Annotated in this window: 13 protein-coding genes and 2 pseudogenes; 5 read left to right on the forward strand and 10 right to left on the reverse strand. The window is 68.3% G+C overall.

Features of this window, described 5'->3' with window-relative positions:
* Window positions 1-81 precede the first annotated feature (81 nt).
* On the reverse strand, window positions 82-765 hold the full coding sequence (locus ACVTJA_RS13985; protein WP_465836857.1) for an iron-containing redox enzyme family protein: 684 nt from the start codon (window positions 763-765) through the stop codon (window positions 82-84).
* Window positions 766-1,036: 271 nt separating this feature from the next.
* Here ACVTJA_RS13985 and ACVTJA_RS13990 point away from each other — a divergent pair, with 271 nt between their 5' ends.
* Complete coding sequence (locus ACVTJA_RS13990) at window positions 1,037-3,394, forward strand: apiosidase-like domain-containing protein (protein ID WP_465836858.1); 2,358 nt, start codon at window positions 1,037-1,039, stop codon at window positions 3,392-3,394.
* 59 nt (window positions 3,395-3,453) lie between these two features.
* On the opposite strand, the gene ACVTJA_RS13995 is transcribed toward ACVTJA_RS13990, so the two are convergent.
* The 5 genes and pseudogenes from ACVTJA_RS13995 to ACVTJA_RS14015 all read right to left on the reverse strand — a co-directional run.
* Window positions 3,454-4,407 carry a C39 family peptidase gene (locus ACVTJA_RS13995; RefSeq protein WP_465836859.1) on the reverse strand — a complete coding sequence of 318 codons (954 nt, stop codon included), beginning with the start codon at window positions 4,405-4,407 and terminating at the stop codon, window positions 3,454-3,456.
* Between the two features lie 436 nt (window positions 4,408-4,843).
* Entirely contained in the window at window positions 4,844-6,490 is a 1,647-nt protein-coding gene (locus tag ACVTJA_RS14000; protein ID WP_465836860.1) for a S41 family peptidase, read from the reverse strand.
* A gap of 175 nt (window positions 6,491-6,665) precedes the next feature.
* Window positions 6,666-8,324 carry an LVIVD repeat-containing protein gene (locus ACVTJA_RS14005; RefSeq protein ID WP_465836861.1) on the reverse strand — a complete coding sequence of 553 codons (1,659 nt, stop codon included), beginning with the start codon at window positions 8,322-8,324 and terminating at the stop codon, window positions 6,666-6,668.
* A gap of 184 nt (window positions 8,325-8,508) precedes the next feature.
* On the reverse strand, window positions 8,509-9,228 hold the full coding sequence (locus ACVTJA_RS14010; RefSeq protein ID WP_465836862.1) for a hypothetical protein: 720 nt from the start codon (window positions 9,226-9,228) through the stop codon (window positions 8,509-8,511).
* 56 nt (window positions 9,229-9,284) lie between these two features.
* Window positions 9,285-9,800, reverse strand: a pseudogene (locus tag ACVTJA_RS14015) (LysR substrate-binding domain-containing protein); the annotation flags it as partial.
* Between ACVTJA_RS14015 and ACVTJA_RS14020 the strand changes: the two are divergent.
* Window positions 9,687-10,295: pseudogene (locus ACVTJA_RS14020) on the forward strand (SDR family NAD(P)-dependent oxidoreductase); the annotation flags it as partial. The pseudogenes ACVTJA_RS14015 and ACVTJA_RS14020 sit on opposite strands and share 114 nt — an antisense overlap.
* Window positions 10,296-10,414: 119 nt before the next feature.
* On the opposite strand, the gene ACVTJA_RS14025 reads toward ACVTJA_RS14020, so the two are convergent.
* The gene (locus ACVTJA_RS14025; protein WP_465836863.1) at window positions 10,415-11,326 is read right to left on the reverse strand and encodes a helix-turn-helix domain-containing protein; all 912 of its coding nucleotides are present in this window, start codon (window positions 11,324-11,326) and stop codon (window positions 10,415-10,417) included.
* Between the two features lie 140 nt (window positions 11,327-11,466).
* On the opposite strand from ACVTJA_RS14025, the gene ACVTJA_RS14030 reads away from it, so the two are divergent.
* The gene (locus ACVTJA_RS14030; protein ID WP_465836864.1) at window positions 11,467-12,447 is read left to right on the forward strand and encodes an alpha/beta fold hydrolase; all 981 of its coding nucleotides are present in this window, start codon (window positions 11,467-11,469) and stop codon (window positions 12,445-12,447) included.
* A 101-nt stretch (window positions 12,448-12,548) separates the two neighbouring features.
* Here the strand turns inward: ACVTJA_RS14030 and ACVTJA_RS14035 are convergent, their stop codons facing one another.
* Together ACVTJA_RS14035 and ACVTJA_RS14040 are read right to left on the reverse strand one after the other, a co-directional pair.
* A complete protein-coding gene (locus ACVTJA_RS14035) occupies window positions 12,549-13,322 on the reverse strand; it encodes a M57 family metalloprotease (protein WP_465836865.1) in 774 nt (257 codons plus the stop codon).
* 248 nt (window positions 13,323-13,570) lie between these two features.
* On the reverse strand, window positions 13,571-13,966 hold the full coding sequence (locus tag ACVTJA_RS14040) for a type II toxin-antitoxin system PemK/MazF family toxin (RefSeq protein ID WP_465836866.1): 396 nt from the start codon (window positions 13,964-13,966) through the stop codon (window positions 13,571-13,573).
* A 273-nt stretch (window positions 13,967-14,239) separates the two neighbouring features.
* Between ACVTJA_RS14040 and ACVTJA_RS14045 the strand changes: the two genes are divergently transcribed.
* Window positions 14,240-14,887, forward strand: a complete 648-nt coding sequence (locus ACVTJA_RS14045) for a polysaccharide deacetylase family protein (protein WP_465836867.1) — start codon at window positions 14,240-14,242, stop codon at window positions 14,885-14,887.
* Window positions 14,888-14,923: 36 nt separating this feature from the next.
* The gene (locus ACVTJA_RS14050; RefSeq protein WP_465836868.1) at window positions 14,924-15,763 is read left to right on the forward strand and encodes a L,D-transpeptidase family protein; all 840 of its coding nucleotides are present in this window, start codon (window positions 14,924-14,926) and stop codon (window positions 15,761-15,763) included.
* Between the two features lie 190 nt (window positions 15,764-15,953).
* On the opposite strand, the gene ACVTJA_RS14055 is transcribed toward ACVTJA_RS14050, so the two are convergent.
* Window positions 15,954-16,247: a hypothetical protein gene (locus tag ACVTJA_RS14055; RefSeq protein WP_465836869.1), complete on the reverse strand. Its 294-nt coding sequence runs from the start codon at window positions 16,245-16,247 to the stop codon at window positions 15,954-15,956.
* Window positions 16,248-16,311: the final 64 nt, after the last annotated feature.

Here is a 16,311-nt window from a genome sequence, read left to right on the forward strand (position 1 = left end):
CGGTTCGAATGCCACGGTTCGAACGGGAGAATGGCTTCCACGGCCTGGGCTGTCTCTACCCCTGGCGAGGTATGACAGTCTTCAGACCTCGCGGAAGATGCCCGGATAGACGACGCGCGTGGCGCGTGCCGAGAGAATCACGGCCGCCTGTTCCTCCCGGTCCGTCAGCGACTGCAGCACCGAGGCCATCTCCGCCACATGGCCTCCATCCAGGGCGCCGTGGCTGCGAAGGAACGTCACGGACTTGTGGATGTTTGGGATTGCGTCCGCCTGGAGCAGGCGCTCCGCCGCCACGCCCGCGCGCGTCTGGGACAGGTACTCCAGGACGTACGCCGTGCCCAGGATGGCGGTGGGCACGCCCGACTTCGAGGTGAAGAAGTTCCAGCCCGTATAGGCATCCACCGCCGGGGTGCGCGCCGCGGCCTCGACCTGCTCCTCCTCGCACCCCAGGTTCTTCAGGTCCGAGAGCAGCCACCGCTCGTGCCCCCGCTCTTCGTCCGCCTTCTGCAGCAGCAGGTCCGCGAGCTGGGGATGCCGGCCCAGGCGCTTCAGCCGCTTGCCCGCCTCCGCCAGCATCGGCGTGCTCCAGCGGGCGTAGTGATACGTCTGGACGAGGTAGTGGATGTAGCCCGCCGTGTCGATGGTGCCACCGAAGAGGCGACTGGCATCGGGATGCGCATCCAGCGCTCCCACGAGCGCTTTTGCCTCCTGGTCCAGCACCGCCACCCAGTCCGTCCGCGCCTGACTCTCCGTTTGCGTCTGCACGTGTGTCTCCCAGCCGGGGCCGTGTCGCTCCCGGCAACCGCGAGGTGAAGGAGGCCCGGCGTCATGCCGTCCTCGTCCTTCCTTTCGGTGCCGGGGCGCGGAGTTCGCGCGACGCTTTTCGTTTCCGCTCCTGGCGCATCCACCCCGTGCTGGGAGTCCCTGTTCGTGAGCCATCTCCTGGGGCTCGCGCCGGACCGACTCCGTCTCCTTGACGGCCCGTCTTCACGCGGGGACAGTTTCAGGGAAACAAATGCAACTCAGGAGATGAAAAATGGAACGGGGGCAGCGGCTCGTGGGACGGTGGTGCTCGAAGTCATGGATGACGGCGGTGGTGTTGGGGAGTCTCTCCTGGGGGTGCCAGGACGCTGCGTCCGGCGCTCCCGAGGGCGCGCGGAGCGAGCGTCAGGCCCTGGCCGTCCCCGGCCTGGTCGCGGCCTATGGGTTCGACGAGGGGAGCGGAACGACGGCCTTGGACGCGTCGGGGAACGGGCTGAACGGCACGCTCTCCGGACAGACGCGGACCACGGGCCGGTACGGCGGGGCCCTGGCGTTCAGCGGCAACTACGTGACGGTGCCGGACTCGAACCTCCTGGACCTGACGCAGGGGATGACGCTGTCGGCCTGGGTCCAGCCCACGGCGGCGCTGCAGCGCTGGCCGACCGTCATCATGAAGGAGAAGCCCTCGCAGATGGCCTACGTGCTCTATGCGAACTCCGACCAGACCCGCCCCAGCGCCTTCTTCGTCTCCGGAGGCATCGAGCATGGCGTGCTGGGAGGCTCGGGGCTTCCGCTCAACACGTGGACCCACCTGGCGGCGACCTATGACGGCGCGGCGTTCTCGCTGTACGTCAACGGGGTGCTCGTCTCCAGCGTCGCGGAGACGGCCACGATGGACGTCTCGACGAACGAGCTGCGCATCGGAGGTAATCGCGTCTGGGGCGAGTACTTCCCCGGGCTCATCGATGAGGTGCGCATCTACAACCGCGCCCTCACCGCGGCGGAAATCATCAGTGACCGGGACACGCCCATCACCCCGGTGACACCGGACACGACGCCTCCGGCGGTGAGCCTCACGGCACCGGGCGCGGGCAGCACGCTCTCCGGCCTCGTCACCCTCGCGGCCTCCGCGTCCGACAACGTGGGCGTCGCCAGCGTCACGTTCCTCGTCGACGGCGCCCCGCTCGGGAGCGCGGACACGAGCCCGCCCTATTCCGTGTCCTGGGACACCACCGCGGCCGTCAATGGCACCCATGCACTGGCCGCCGTCGCCAGGGACGCCGCGGGCAACACCACCACCAGCACCGGCGTCCAGGTGCAGGTGAGCAACGTGGCGGCCACGTCACCGTATCCCCTGAAGCGCGTGGCGGGCCTGCGCTACCTCGTCGGACAGGACAACCAGCCCTTCCTGCTGCACGGGGACTCCGCCTGGTCGCTCTTCGTGGGCATCAGCAAGGAGGACGCGGAGCTGTACCTGGAGGACCGGCGCCAGAAGGGCTTCAACACCGTCCTGGCGAACCTCATCGAGCACAAGTTCGCCGCCAATCCGCCTCTCAACGCCTACGGTGTCAGCCCCTTCACCGGTACGCTGCCTTCCAGCACCGTGCCGGACTTCACCACGCCCAACGAGGCCTACTTCGCGCACGTCGACTGGGTGCTCCAGAAGGCGGCGCAGAAGGGCATCCAGGTGCTCCTGCTCCCGGCCTACCTGGGCATCGGTGGAGGCAATGAGGGGTGGTACCAGGAACTGGAGGCCAACGGCACCGCGCGGCTGCGCACCTACGGCGAGTTCCTGGGCGCGCGCTACAAGGACTTCCCCAACATCCTCTGGATGCAGGGCGGTGACTACAACCCGCCCAACAAGGACCTGGTGCGGGCCATCGTCAACGGCATCAAGTCGCAGGACGCCAACCACCTCCACTCGGTCCACTGCGGTCCCCACACCTCCGCGCTGGCGTACTGGGCCGGAGAGAGCTGGCTGGATGTCGACAACGTCTACACCTACCCGGTGGCGACCAACACACAGACCATGGTCCAGGCCCGCGCCCAGGTCGAGTACCAGCGCACTCAGTGGCTCCCGTTCTTCCTCACCGAGGCCTGGTACGAGAACGAGGGCTCCATACAACAGGGAGGCATCCGCCAGCAGGCGTATGAGGCCCTCCTGTCGGGAGGCATGGGGCAGATCTTCGGCAACAACCCCATCTGGAACTTCAACTACCTCCCCATCTCCGAGACGACCCGCCTCTGGAAGGACCAGCTCCAGGCCCGAGGCTCCCTCGACATGGCGCACGTGAAGGCGCTCTTCTCCAGTCGCCGGTGGGAGAAGCTGGTGCCGGACGCGGCGCATACGTTCCTCACCGTGGGCTTCGGGTCGCCCGGACTGGACGCCACGGCCGCCGCACTGGCCTCGGATGGCTCCTTCGGCCTCGCCTACCTGCCGAGCCTCCGCACGGTGACTGTCGACATGTCCCGGCTGAGCGGTCCCGCCACGGCACGGTGGTTCGACCCGACGCAGGGAACCCATGCCACCGTGAGCGGCTCTCCCTTCCCGAACAGCGGCACCCGCACCTTCACGCCCCCCGGAAACAACGGCACGGGAACAGGGGACTGGGTGCTCGTGCTCGAGAGGTGAGTTGGCGCGAGCGGAGGGAGCGCGGCCCATGAGACACCGCGCTCCCTCGCCGCGGGTGACTACCCGATGCCGAACTGGTAGCCGCCGTTGGGGTTCTTGTTGATGAACGTCTTCAGCTCCTGCGGCGAGACGACCTTGACCTCGGGCTGCGCCGGGTCCTTCACGAGGAAGTTGCCCTGGGCATCCATGCCCGTCACCACCACGTAGTGGCCGGAGGGCTTCTTGCTGGAGTCCTTGTTGGGGCCCAGGGAGTGGACGTCGCCGTTGGCCACCACCAGCTTGCCCTGCTGGAGCTGCTCGGCAATCCAGTCCACGTTCGCGCCCGGCCCGCGCATCTCCGATTCCAGGCCCATCCTCTCCGCCATCTTGCCGATGGCTCCGACGTCGGTGCCGCCCGTCATGCTGCCGTCGACCGCGTTCAGGTGGGTGATGAGCTCGGCATCCGTCATGTCACTCCCGTACCCGAAGGAGCGGGCAATCATCGCCATGGAGGTGGGGCCGCAGTTGGCCTTGCCGTTGGAGTAGCCGTTCTCCTCTCCGTCGGGGTGGTACTGGTTGATGTACGGGACCTCGCCGAAGGGCCTGTGCTCCAGCCTGGCCTCGCCTTCCTCGACGCCCGGCTCCTCGGTGAGGGTATCCAGCCCCGTGCCGTCGCGCGCCTCGGCGGCGGCCGTCGCCGGCTGTGCCTCCGTCGGGTCGAGGCTCACCGGCGGCTGCTGCGAGCTCGCGGGCGTGAAGCTCGACGCGTCGGTGCGCGGCGCGACCTTCTCCAGCAGGGAGCGGAGCTCCTGGGCAATCTCCTGCATGCTCCGGCCAATCAGCGACTGGAGCTGCTCCAGGCCCGGTGAGGCGCCCGCGGGCGTGAAGCTGTCCCGGGAAAGAGCGAGCGGCTGGGCGCGGGAGCCACGGCCCTGCTCCGCCACGGGAGAGGCAGGGCCCTGCCGGGCCGTGGAGAGGGGGGAGATGACGGGGGCGGAACCAAAGCGACGCGACGACACGGGAGAGAACGACATGGTGACCTCCAGTGGCAGCGGGGGAGTGGATGAGCTGCCTTTGAATACATCATCGGCAGTCATTTATTCTTGTTTCCTGCCGCCATTGATTTCCCAGACATCGACCAAGGGCGCCCTGAAGATGCATCAATGCCCCGTCCAGGAGCGGAGCGCCCGGCCCTTTCAGAGGAGGAATAAGGGAAGAAGGCGCGCGCCGGAGCCATTCGAATACACGAATCGCCAATGACGCAAGCAATTGAGACATTCATGGACGGGCATCGCAAATGGCGCAAGTGATTGCGACATTCGCGGACACGTAGCATGAATGGCGCACGCGATTGCGCCGCTCCACGGCGGGTGGGTAGGGACGGCCTTCAATGGGATGAGGGGTGGGGGCGGGGGCCATCCCAGAAAAGTGGATTTCGCCCCCCTTTTCCCGCGCGGGCCCCGGCGTTTCTCAGCGCTTCTCGCGCAGCAGGCGGACCGCGGCGTCCAGCACGGTGTCGCGCCCGGCGCGAAAGTCGCTCAAGCGCGGGGTGACCTTCGCCTGCGGAATCACGCCGACGCCCACGTACTCCTTCCCATCCGGGTACGTGTCGCGCTTGGTGCAGATGCGCGCGCGGCCGCCCCCCGGAAGCGAAATCATCAGCGGCTGCCCGGTGCTGCCCCCCGTGGGCTCGCCGATGATGCGCCCGCGCTTCATCGCATCGAAGACCGCGGCGAAGTCCTCGCCCGCCGAATACGTCCGTGCGCTCGTGAGCATCACCACCGGCTTCGAGAAGTGGAACCTGCCGCTGGGGGCGACCTGCTCCGGCTCGCCGCGGAACCACCGCTCGCCCCGGCCCCAGGCGCGGAACGCGGGCCGGTAGTCGCGCGTCCTCCATGCAGTGGTCGCGAACGGCTTGTCCGTGAGCGTGGAGAGAATCCTGAACCCGACGTCGCTGTTGCCACCGCCGTGGTCCCGGATGTCGAGGATGAGCGCGTCCGCCTTGGCGAATTGCTCGAAGCTCGCCTCGAACGCCTCCGCCGGCCGGTCATCGGCGAAGCCACGCAGCGCCACGTACGCGATGTTGCCGGGCAGCATCTTCCATTCGAAGGGCGCCGAGGCCGGCATCGCGGCGCCGCGCGCCTGAGGGGTCATGCGAGGCACGTCGAGCTCGTGGAGGGCGCCGCGCGCGTCCCTGAAACCCACCTTCACCGCCGCTCCGATGGGGCCATCGAACAGGAAGCGCTCGTACGCGCGCGAGAGCCTGTCCTGCTGGGTGGACCACGACAGGTACGGCATGACCTTCTCCGCCGCGTACTCCGCCACCGGCTGGCCTTCGAGGGTGACGACCTCCCAACCCGGGACGATGCCGAGCGAGTGCAGCCGCTCGTCGAACACGGCGCGCACGATGACGCGGCCCTCGAGGTACAGCGTGGTCAGCCCCGGCCGGGCGTGGACGAGGTCGCCCACCTCGCTCGGCATGTAGGCGCCGGTGTGGCCGTCGTGCAACCGCGAGGTGAACGCCTGCAGCTCGCGGTAGTAGGCGACGGTGTCCTTCGCGGCGCGGACTCGCGGGAGGTATTGCGCATACAGCGCGTCCCAGTCGAGCTCCGGCACGAGGTCGAAGTTGACGAAGTTGAACTTCACCTCCGACCACAGCCGGGACAACCCGGCGACGCGCTCGTCTTCCGTGAGCGTCTCGCGGAAGGGCGTGGCCAGCGCCGGGCTGCTCCACATCCGCTCGCGACGCGCGTGCGCCTTCTGCGCGTCCGCGAGCAGCGGCTTCCAGCGCGGGTCCTCGTGCAGTGACGCCAGGTCCGAGTCCTCGGCCAGGTGCTTCGCGTCGACGGCGCCGAGGTCGACCGCGCGGGTCAGCCACTCCAGGGCCTGTGCCTTCCTGCCCGCCAGCGCGGCCGCACACGCGCCATTGTAGAAGGCGCTGCCATCGTCGGAGCCCGCGGCGACGGCGGCGGCGAAGAGGTCGGCGCTACGCGCATACTCCTTGTTCGAGTACGCGCCCATGGCCTGTCGCGCGAGCTGCTCCGGCGTATCGGCCGCGAGGGCGGGGCTCGTGACGGACAACAGCGCGGTGAGCAACAGGCGGGTGGAGAAGGACATCCATTCCCTCGGGCGAGGTGGTGCGGGCTCCGCACCGTACTCGTGAGGCCACACTCCATTGCACCGGCGCCGGGTGAAGCGGAGCGACCACGGGGCGTGGACCCCGCGGCCACATGCTCCGAGCGCCAGGTCGACACTGGGCATGGCGCCCGGAGGGGAGGACGTGCGTCCGACGTCAGGGCTCGTTGAAGATGAGCAGGCCGCGCAGCGAGTCCGCGACGTACACGTACCCGTCACCGGGGACGCGGATGCCGTAGGTGCCCTCCAACAGGCCACCCACCGCGTCGGGGTGGGTCTCCCGGTAGGTGTTGAAGTGCGCCACCTGGCGTGGATGGGGAGGGACGGACACGTCCAGCACGCGCACGCCCTCCTGGTACCACGCGACATACAGCCGGTTTCCCTTGAGGAGCATGTTGTGGATGGAGGTGACGGGGCGCATCTTGAACTCGCCCATCTTGACGATGTGGGCGGGGTCGGTGACGTCCAGCACGCGCATGTGGGAGCCGACGAGCTCGCTGCCCTCGAAGGCGATGGTGCGGCCGGCGAAGGTGCCCACGGCGCTGTGATGGGCATAGCCGCCGTGCACGTACTGGCCGAGATGCCGGATGTTGTCCAGGTCGGTGACGTCCATGACCGAGTAGCCGCCGTACGAGTTGCTGATGTAGAGGCGCCCCTCGTAGGCGAAGGCATCATGCGGGGCGCTGATGCCGTCCGGGGGCGGGGAGATGCTCTGGCGCAGCACGGGCTCCAGGGGATTGGAGACGTCGAAGATGAGCAGCAGGTCGTAGCCCGACATGGCGTAGAGCCGGTCCCCGTCGACGAGGACGGTATGCGCTCCGAAATCTCCGGTCCCCGGCAGGCTGCGGACGAGCTCGGGGGCGCCGGGGTTGGTGATGTCGAAGACGACGACGCCCGTGGCCGCGCTGGCGACATAGAGCGCGTCCCCCTTGGCCCAGACGCCGTTCCACGAGCTGTCTCCCGGCAGGCTGATGGAGGTCTTGAAGATGGGGTGCTCGCGGTCCGTCACGTCGAAGACGGTGAGCCCGCCCTCGGGAGTCGCGTGGGGCTGGGAGACGAGGTAGGCGTGGTTCTTCGTCACGTAGACGTCCACGGCATCGCCGAGGGAGACAGGGGACTCGGAGAGCAGCCGCATCCCGCCGGAGGACTCCGGCTCGCCCCCCGCCCAGGTCATGCGGTGGGCCTCGAAGGTGCCGGACTGGAAGAACCGCCCGTCGCGGCAGCGGGCGTAGCAACCGGTGATGATGCCCGGCGAGGGCACCTTGCAGCCGGCCAGCGCGGTGAGGATGGTGCCGGGGAAGGGACCCGTGCGCTCGACGGAGAGGAAGAAGGTGCCTCCGTCGGTGATGCGGTTCCGGAAGGCCCCGCCACTCATGACGCCTCCTCCGTCCGCCTCGAGCTTGAAGGCGACGGAGACGCTCGAGATGCGGGTGCCGCCGTCGGACAGTGGCGTCTCGGCGCGTACGTCTGACTGGTAGATGCCGAAGGACTCCACACTGGCGAGCGCGTCCGCATCACACTGCGACAGGTCGAAGCGGGACAGGTCCTCGCACGAGACGGTGGTGGGTGTCCCCTGCGTGTCGAAGGTGCAAGGGGCGAAGCGGCCACGGTCCTGCCAGTCTCCGTGCTCCTCCAGCTCCGTGTAGGTGCCGTCCCAGGGGCCGGCATCGGAGCCGGAGTCCTCGGCCTGGGGACCGGCATCGCCGGCATCGGGAGCGGGCCCGGGAGCAGGGTCGTCCTTGCAGCCGGAGAGCACGCACAGCAGCAGGGCACACACGGGCAGCAGCGCCCGGGGGAAGGGCGGGGGAAGTCTCATCACGGGCCTCACGCGAAGGAAGCCCCACGGGAGTGGGGGACTCCTTCCTTCCAACGGCGTCAGGTCCGGGGAATGGCTCGTGCCGCGTGTTGGTGTCTGGGAATGGTTGCGGCGTGGAGGTGAATCCCGGTTGCAGGTGCCACCAGAGGGCCGCCAGGTGCCCGTTGGACCTGGCCTTGCAGCATCACTTCCGTGAGGGCTCCGTGTCCCAGGGGCCATCCTTCAAGCCCAGGTGCCGGCGCAGGACGCCCGCGAGCCACGCGGGCTCCGCCTCGCCCTCGAAGCCGCCCACCAGTGTGAGCTTGTTCCCGTCCTGCGTCCGGACGCGCACGGCATAGCGCTTGAGCTCGATGAGCCCCTTGCCTCCCTTCTGGGTGAAGCCCTGCACGAAGACGCTGTGCAGGGTGCGCACGTCCACGGAGACGGAGCCGAACATGGGCAGGGGCTTCGAGGAGATGCGGAGCGTGTGCCCCCGCATCTCCAGCCAGGTCATGTTGTAGGCCGCGGCGATGGCCGGATAGAGGCCCAGCACCAGCGCCACGCCCACGCAGACCCACTGGAAGGCGTTGAACTCGGTGACGACGTCCATGAACCGCACGCCCGCCAGGAGGGCGGCGAGCAGAATCCCCATCATCATGTAGAGCGCGTCGAAGGAGGGCGCCATCCACCCGATGCGCAGTGTCCCGTCGCCGTGCTCCATGACGAAGTTGGGCGGCGCCACGGAGACTGCGCCACGGGACGATGCGGCGTCCTCGGCCCCCGAGGGCTCCGGGCTTCCCAGCCGGCGGAAGCGGCCGTCGTCGCGCACGTGGTACGTCGCGCCGCATTGGCGGCACGTGAGCAGGACGTGGCCGGCTGGAAGGCCCGGGAGCGGATTGCCGCACTGTTCACATCGCGCTTGCATCGCTTCCTCCTGCGTGAAGGTTGCCTCGCCGCCGCGAGCCGTCGCGGGCCATTCTTTCACGTCTGGGGACGTGCCTTCATGGCCCGCGAGCGGGTCCCACCCGAGGTCGCCCCACCGCGCGTGCCTCGGGCGCGGGGCGCGTCCATGCCGGCACGTGGGTGGTGCTGGCGAAGGGCGTCGAGGAACGCCGAGAGGGCGGGCTCCGGGTCCTCGGCGCGGGTGGCCACGGACCACTCGAGCCACAGGCCCTGGGAGCCGACGCGCACGGCCCACAAATCGCCTTGGGCCAGGGAAGGCTCCGCGGCCCATCTCGGCATGACGGTGATGCCCAGGTTCCCTCGCGCCATCTCCATGGCGGCCACGCCCGTCATGGGGATGTGCGTCACCTTGCGAGGAGCCACCTGACCCGCCGCCGCGAGCGTCTGGAGCAGTTGGCGGAGGAAATCCGGCGCGGCGGTGGACAGGCCCACGTGCTGGCGGGGGACCTCCGCGCTCCCGGCTTCGCGGAGCGCGCGCTGGAGGAGCTGGTGGGGCGCGCCGGGCGCCTGGACCTGCTGGTGAACAATGCGGGAGCTCCGGCGGGGTCCGGCGACGGCGTCGCCACCGACGCCCAGTTCGATGAGGCCTTCGCGCTCAACGTCCGCTCGGCCTATCGGCTCTCGCACCTCGCGCTGCCGCACCTACGCGCCACGAAGGGCTCCATCGTGAACGTCGGCTCCGCCGGGGTCGCGAGGAACGTCGCCATTGATTTGGTGTACCTCGCGAGCAAGGGAGCCCTCGAGATACTCGGGCGCGGGATGGCCAAGAAGTGGGCCCCGCTGGGAGTTCGGGTGAACACCGTCTCGCCGGGCCTCATGCCCACGGAGATTTTCGAGCACGCGGGGCTGCCGGAAGGGGACGACCCCCACGAACACATCGTGGAGGCGCGGAAGGCCCTGCAGCCTCTGCCGCACCCCGGGAAGACGTGGGAGGTGGCCGCGGCGGTGGCCTTCCTGGCGTCGGCGGAGGCGGCCTTCATCACGGGCGCCACGCTCCATGTCGACGGAGGCATGTCGCTCGGAGGATAGGGCGCGCGGCGGTGATTCGGCTCGCCTGGGGTGACGGCATCAGCCACGGGACAGCACTCGGGTGGAGGAGGGCATCCCTGGCGCCAGGCACGAAGGCTCCGCCGCGAGGAGTGGTCTCCTCAGGAGTCGCGGCCCTGCCTGGCCCGGAGCCGGGGCGCGTCATGTCCCTGGGCACGCACCTGCGAGGGGCTCAGCCCCAGCACGCGGCGCATGCAGCGAGCCATGTGGCTGGGGTGCGCGAAGCCCGCCTCCAGCGCGATGTCCGTCAGGCTGCGTCCTCCTTCGAGCAGGCGCAGCTTCGCACGCTCCACGCGGCGCTCGAGGACGAAGCGGTGGACGGGCACACCCGTGGCCCTTTTGAACAGCGGTTTGAAGTGCGACAGGCTGAAACCCGCCACGCCCGCGAGCTCGGCGAGGGTGAGGTCCTCATCGAGATGCGCCTCGATGTACTCCACCACGTGGCGCAGCCGCCATGCGGGCAGCGCGCGCGAGGGTTTGGAGTCCGGAGTGCCCTTGCGCGATTGCAGCGCGAGGAGTCGCGCGGCGAGCGCGGAGGCGAGGCTGTCCGCGAACAGCCGGCCGCCTGGATAGCCGTCATGGTCTTCCGCCTGCATCATCCAGCCGATGCGCTCGACCTGGGCATCGCGGATGTGAATCGCGGGGTCGAGCTCGGTGCCTCGCGCGCCCAGGCCCATGGCCTCGCCGGTGTTCCGCAGGAGCGAGGGCGTCAGCCGAAGCAGCAGCGACGTCGCGGGCCGGGACACGGTCCACCGGGTGCTCGAGCCCGCGGGCACGACGCAGTACTGGCCATTGAGCCGGACTCCCTGCCGCTCGTGGTTGCCCACGCGGTAGGTGACGGGGACGGGGTCACCCACGTGGAGACAGAGCACGTGACGGCCATCCACCGGCGAGTCGAACAAGCCGGAGGGAACCGGGGAGGTGAGCACGTCGAGCAGTGGCAGGCGCTTGGGGTCGACACCCGAGAGCAGCGTGGCCGGAGGGCCCGGGTAGCACGAGGGTCTGTCGCTCATTCCCTGAACCATCTTCCGCGGCCCGGCTTCGTGCAAGCGCCGGGAATCATCCTTCTGTGCGGGGTACCGGCCGTTCGTGCGCGCGCGTCGGTAGCGACGGTGCCATCCATGGGCGGCACTCATCGCCTGGAGACTCTGAAATGAAGCGCAGACAGTTCTTGCAGTGGACCGGCGCCACGTTCGCCGCCGGTGTCGTCGGCGGCTGTGTATCGCGCGTGGACACCGGACGTGGCGCCACGGACACGGCCTCGACGCGGCCGACAGACGCGGCGGCGTTCCGCGCGGCACGGCGCTTCGCCACCCTCCCGTTCGGCAGGATTGCCTATGTCGAGCGGGGCTCGGGTGATTCGGCGTTGTTCCTCCACGGCGCTCCGCTCAACGGCTTTCAATGGCGCGGTGCAATCGACCGGCTGTCCGACTCCCGCCGATGCGTCATCCCCGACTTCATGGGACTCGGCTACTCGCAGGTTCCGGAGCACCAGTCGCTGGGAGCGGATGCCCAGACCGCGATGCTCGTGGCATTGCTCGACACGCTCGGCATTTCCACGGTCGACATCGTGGCCAGCGACAGCGGCGGCGCCGTGGCGCAGTTGTTCATGGTCCGTCATCCCGAGCGTGTCCGGACCGTGCTCCTGACGAACTGCGACACCGAGCCCAACAGCCCTCCGCCCAAGGTCAAGCCGGTGATTGAGATGGCGCGCGCCGGGACCCTCGCGGACGCAACCGCTCGATGGCTGACCGACAAGGCGCATGCTCGGTCGACGTTCGGCGCGGCCGTCTTTCGCGACCCCAGCCGCTTCGCCGACGAGACCATCGAGTACTACGCCGCGCCACTCGTGAGCTCACCGTTGCGCAGGGCGCAGTACCACGCGTTCCACGTCGCGCTGGAGCCCAACCCGCTGGCTGGTATCGAAGTGGAGCTCCGGCGCTGCCAGGTTCCGGTGCGAATCGTGTGGGGGACCAGTGACGACATCTTTCCGGAAGCGGACGCCCGCTACCTCGACCAGATGTTCCCCCGCTCCCAGGGCATCCGCTTCGTTCCTGGAGCGAAGCTGTTCTTCCAGGAGGAGTTCCCGGACGTCATCGCCGAAGAGGCGCAGCGCTTGTGGCGTGTGGCCTGAGACCGGCGTCAGGCAATAACGGCTCATCTTGCTGCTGCAGTTAAACGCGAGCCCCGTGGCTCCAGCGAGGTGCCACGGGGTCTCCTCTTCAACCGTCGCGCTCAGCAGCCGCCGTAGAGGTACTGGAGGGCGATGATGTCGTAGTTGGTGAACTCGCCGTTGGTGGTCGCCAGCATGCAGGCGTTCATGATGGACATCCCCGGCGAGGACGTGGTCGGCGTCCCGGGGATGTGGATGGCCCCTACGCCGGCGCTCCCCTCGCTGACACCACAGGTGGACTGAGCGTAGTAGTCCGAGTGACGGAGCCCGAGGGCGTGGCCCAGCTCATGGGTGATGACGTGCTCGACCCGGTCGACGTTGTAGTTGAGCAGCCCGATGCCGATGTTGATGACTCCGTAGGGCTTGCCGCCCGAGGGGAATCCCGCGGAGCCACTGGTGCCGGCCATGGTCTGCGCGATGATGTTCGCGTCACAGCCGGTGGCCGGGCCCCGCACCATGGTGAAGCAGAGTCCCAGGGCGTTGTAGTTGGCGATGGCCATGTCGAGCCCCTGGCTGAGCAGGGCGTAGCTCTTGAACGTAGAGGTGGGGTTGATGCAGATCTTCTTCACGATGGAGGTGTCGACGATGTTGGTCGTCCTGTAGTGCTCCTTGCTGCCTTCGCCGTCCTGGAGCATTTCCTGGGACGCATCGAGGGTGACGTGAGCATCGCCTCCCACGAACACGGCATCCTCGACGACCTTGATGTTATTGGCCTGGAACCCGGCCTCGACCAGGTTGGAGATGATCTCCTGGTTCTCGCTCCGCGTTTCTTCGGTGCCGCAGCCGGACAGCAACGCGCCACAGCTCACCACGAGGACTGCCGCTCTCTTGAACATGCTCGGTTTCCCCTTTTTCCTGAAGCAGTGCTTCCCTCGGCCCCGGCATGAGACCGTCAGGGCGGACAACCATCAGCCCAGGGCAATTTACCAGAAGGTCTCGCTAAGCTTGGATTGATGCTTAGACACAGAGATGTCTGTCGTAGAGCGAACCCGTGGCGCCAGCAAGGTGCGCCGGATCTTCGTTGAACCGGGTAGAGGCTACGGGCGGGCGTGGTGCTGCCGGCGCGTGAAGCCCGCGCCGTTCGCTACCGCCGGAAGAACGACACCTGCTGGAAGCGCAGGCCGGCGAGAATCTGCTCCACCCGCGCGTCGGACAGCGAGCCGATGCGTTCCCCCAGGCGGGTCTTGTCGACCGAGGAGATTTGCGACACGACGACGACGCTCTGCTTGGGGAGGTTTCCCTCGCCCACGTCGAGCAGGACGTTCCCGGGCTCGCTCGCCCGGTGCAGGTTGGACGTCAGCGCGCACACGACCACGGTCGTGATGCGCGAGTGGTTGAAGACGTCGTCCTGCACCACCACGTGGGGATGGGAGTAATCCGGGACAGGACCACGCGAGTCATCGGGGGCAATCCAGAACACGTCACCGCGGTTGATGCGCGCGGGAGGTCTGCCCGTGGGTTCTTCTGGGTCCGTCGTCATGGGGGGCTCGCGAAGTGGGCCTGGAAGATACCGCGTGTCGTACCTCCTGGGCGCTCGCGTCAAATCTCGAGCCCCGCTCGGACCTCGGTGTGAAGGGCGGCTGGAGGCCCACTCCGGGCCCCTGCCGCCGGCGCACGACGCGGCCTTCCCGCCGTGTGTCGGGCGCATGAACAAAGATGGGACGGAAGTAGGGGGGCAGACCGTCTTCATGCCGCCGTTCGTCTGACCTTCGGACGCTCCGACGTTTTCGGATTCCGAAGAGAGGTCTGACGAATGAACCCCACCCCTGGTGTCATCCTCACCTTCGATGACGGCCCCATCGACGACAAGGGCACGGACTCGGCCCTGAAGACCACCCTGGACATCCTGGATGCGAATCGCGCCCAGGGCGTCTTCTACGTGCTGGGCGAAGAGGTGAAGAAGCAGCCGGCGCTGGTCAGGCTCATCGCCGAGCGCGGCCACATCCTCCAGAGCCACGCCTGGAGCCACGTGCCCCTTCCCAAGCTGCCCGAGGCGCAGCTCCGTCAGGATCTCCAGCGGACGCAGGACCTCATCTTCCAGACCGCGGGCGTACGCCCCAACCGGCTGCGGCCTCCGTACGGCGCGGGTTGGGTGGGCTCCAAGAGCCCGATGCTGCAGAAGGTGGCGGCCGAGCTGGGCCTCCAGCTCACCGGGTGGGACGTGGACACCAACGACTGGAAGGCCCCTCGCGGCCTCGTCGACACGCGCAAGTGCGAGCCCTCTCGCAGCCACTGGAAGGGGCTCTGCGGCAAGTGGGGCCGTCCGCTGGACATCCTCATGCACGTGAATCAGGCCACGGCCCACGACCTGAAGGACTTCATCCTCGGCCTCCATGCGGAGGGCTGGGAGCTCCGGACCTACGGAGACCCGCCGCAGCGGCCGTCCGTGTCTGTCGCCTGAATGGGTTCCCTCGCTTCACCTTTCACGAGGTCTTCCATGTCCACGTCCACGACGCCTGACGATTACAACACGCTTCGCAACACCCGCTTCGGCAACGAGCCCGAGCTGGCGCAGGTGTTCACGGGCCGGGCGATGCTCGGCCGCAATGCCCGGGGCCCGGCCGTGCTGGCCGTGCAGCAGGCCCTCATCGACATGGGCTTCAGCCTGCACGGTGGCGCGGATGGCGCCTTCGGTCCGCAGACGCTCAAGGCGGTCCGCAACTTCCAGGTGCACGCCCGCTCGGCATTCTCCGAGGTCCAGCCCACGGGCGTGGTGGAGGCCGCCACGCTGCGAGCCCTCGATGCGCTCGCGCCGCCCCCGAAGCAGCGTGGGCAGACGCTCAACCTCCCGGTGCCGCGCTACGACGGCAAGCCGCTGCGCGTGCTGGTGGTGAAGAACGAGCACCGGACGTTCCTCTTCGATGCGAAGGGCGGGCTGCAGGGCATCTTCGGCAACGCAGTGGGCGCGCGCGCCACGCCGACGAACACCGGCCTGAAGAAGGTGAACAAGAAGCTGGGCGCGGAGGATGCGCGGGAGCTGGGCCTGAAGCTCTGGGGTGGCCTCGTCTTCGGCCCGCGCATCATCGACCTGTCCTGGGCGGATGGTTCGCGCTCGGGCGAGGAGCTCCACGGCACCAATGCGCCGCCACGGCTGGGCGAGGACGTGTCGCACGGCTGCATCCGCCACGACAACGCCGCCATCCTCGTCCTCTACGATGCCGTGAAGGTGGGGGACTGGGTGGCCATCGTCGACAGCGTGCGTGATTCCCGCCTCGGTGTTCCGGCTTCCTCTCCTCGGGACGTTCCTGATGTCGCGGGTGCAGTGGCCTCGCGTTGAGGGGCCCCGCCGAACGCCTGTTGCGAGCCCGGGGCGCACGTCTCAGAACGTACCGAGGATGGGACGAAGGCCCGGACCATACCCAGCCGTGGCTGTCATTGCCCACGCGCGGCGCGCCATCGACTCGGAGTGAGTCCCATGACACCGGCAAGGTGTCACGGGACCCGTAGCTCACACCTGGCTCCGGTGCCTAATCGAGGGAGCAGGTGAACTCGCTGACGAGCTTCTGGTACTGCGTCACGGTGCCGCTGTCGATTCGCGGCTGCCAGCACCGGCACTGGATGTAACCGACGAGGGTGATGAGCTCGGGCTCGGCGTAGAAGTTCACCCGCCAGTTCTTGTCGCTACACCAGATGACCGCGTCCTCGCGGGTCGAAAGGTTGGCCTCTTCCTCCATGGCCATGTCGGCCTCGGTGCCGCCACAGCCGACCGCGAGGAGTCCTGCCGCGAGCATCACACCGCTGATGAGCTTCTTCGCCTGCATGTGTTTCTCCTGAGAGGGGGAACAGCCTCGCCAGGATAGCTCATCTCGCACGTGTTACCTGTTT

Source organism: Pyxidicoccus sp. M6, assembly GCF_055568925.1.

Bases quoted from the DNA above. Each gene is read 5' to 3' on its own strand.
- ACVTJA_RS14010 (WP_465836862.1), bottom strand. From the start codon at position 9,228: ATGCAAGCGCGATGTGAACAGTGCGGCAATCCGCTCCCGGGCCTTCCA.
- ACVTJA_RS14030 (WP_465836864.1), top strand. From the start codon at position 11,467: ATGAAGCGCAGACAGTTCTTGCAGTGGACCGGCGCCACGTTCGCCGCC.
- ACVTJA_RS13995 (WP_465836859.1), bottom strand. From the start codon at position 4,407: ATGTCGTTCTCTCCCGTGTCGTCGCGTCGCTTTGGTTCCGCCCCCGTC.
- ACVTJA_RS14040 (WP_465836866.1), bottom strand. From the start codon at position 13,966: ATGACGACGGACCCAGAAGAACCCACGGGCAGACCTCCCGCGCGCATC.
- ACVTJA_RS14005 (WP_465836861.1), bottom strand. From the start codon at position 8,324: ATGAGACTTCCCCCGCCCTTCCCCCGGGCGCTGCTGCCCGTGTGTGCC.
- ACVTJA_RS13990 (WP_465836858.1), top strand. From the start codon at position 1,037: ATGGAACGGGGGCAGCGGCTCGTGGGACGGTGGTGCTCGAAGTCATGG.
- ACVTJA_RS14000 (WP_465836860.1), bottom strand. From the start codon at position 6,490: ATGTCCTTCTCCACCCGCCTGTTGCTCACCGCGCTGTTGTCCGTCACG.
- ACVTJA_RS14045 (WP_465836867.1), top strand. From the start codon at position 14,240: ATGAACCCCACCCCTGGTGTCATCCTCACCTTCGATGACGGCCCCATC.
- ACVTJA_RS14025 (WP_465836863.1), bottom strand. From the start codon at position 11,326: ATGAGCGACAGACCCTCGTGCTACCCGGGCCCTCCGGCCACGCTGCTC.
- ACVTJA_RS14050 (WP_465836868.1), top strand. From the start codon at position 14,924: ATGTCCACGTCCACGACGCCTGACGATTACAACACGCTTCGCAACACC.
- ACVTJA_RS14055 (WP_465836869.1), bottom strand. From the start codon at position 16,247: ATGCAGGCGAAGAAGCTCATCAGCGGTGTGATGCTCGCGGCAGGACTC.
- ACVTJA_RS14035 (WP_465836865.1), bottom strand. From the start codon at position 13,322: ATGTTCAAGAGAGCGGCAGTCCTCGTGGTGAGCTGTGGCGCGTTGCTG.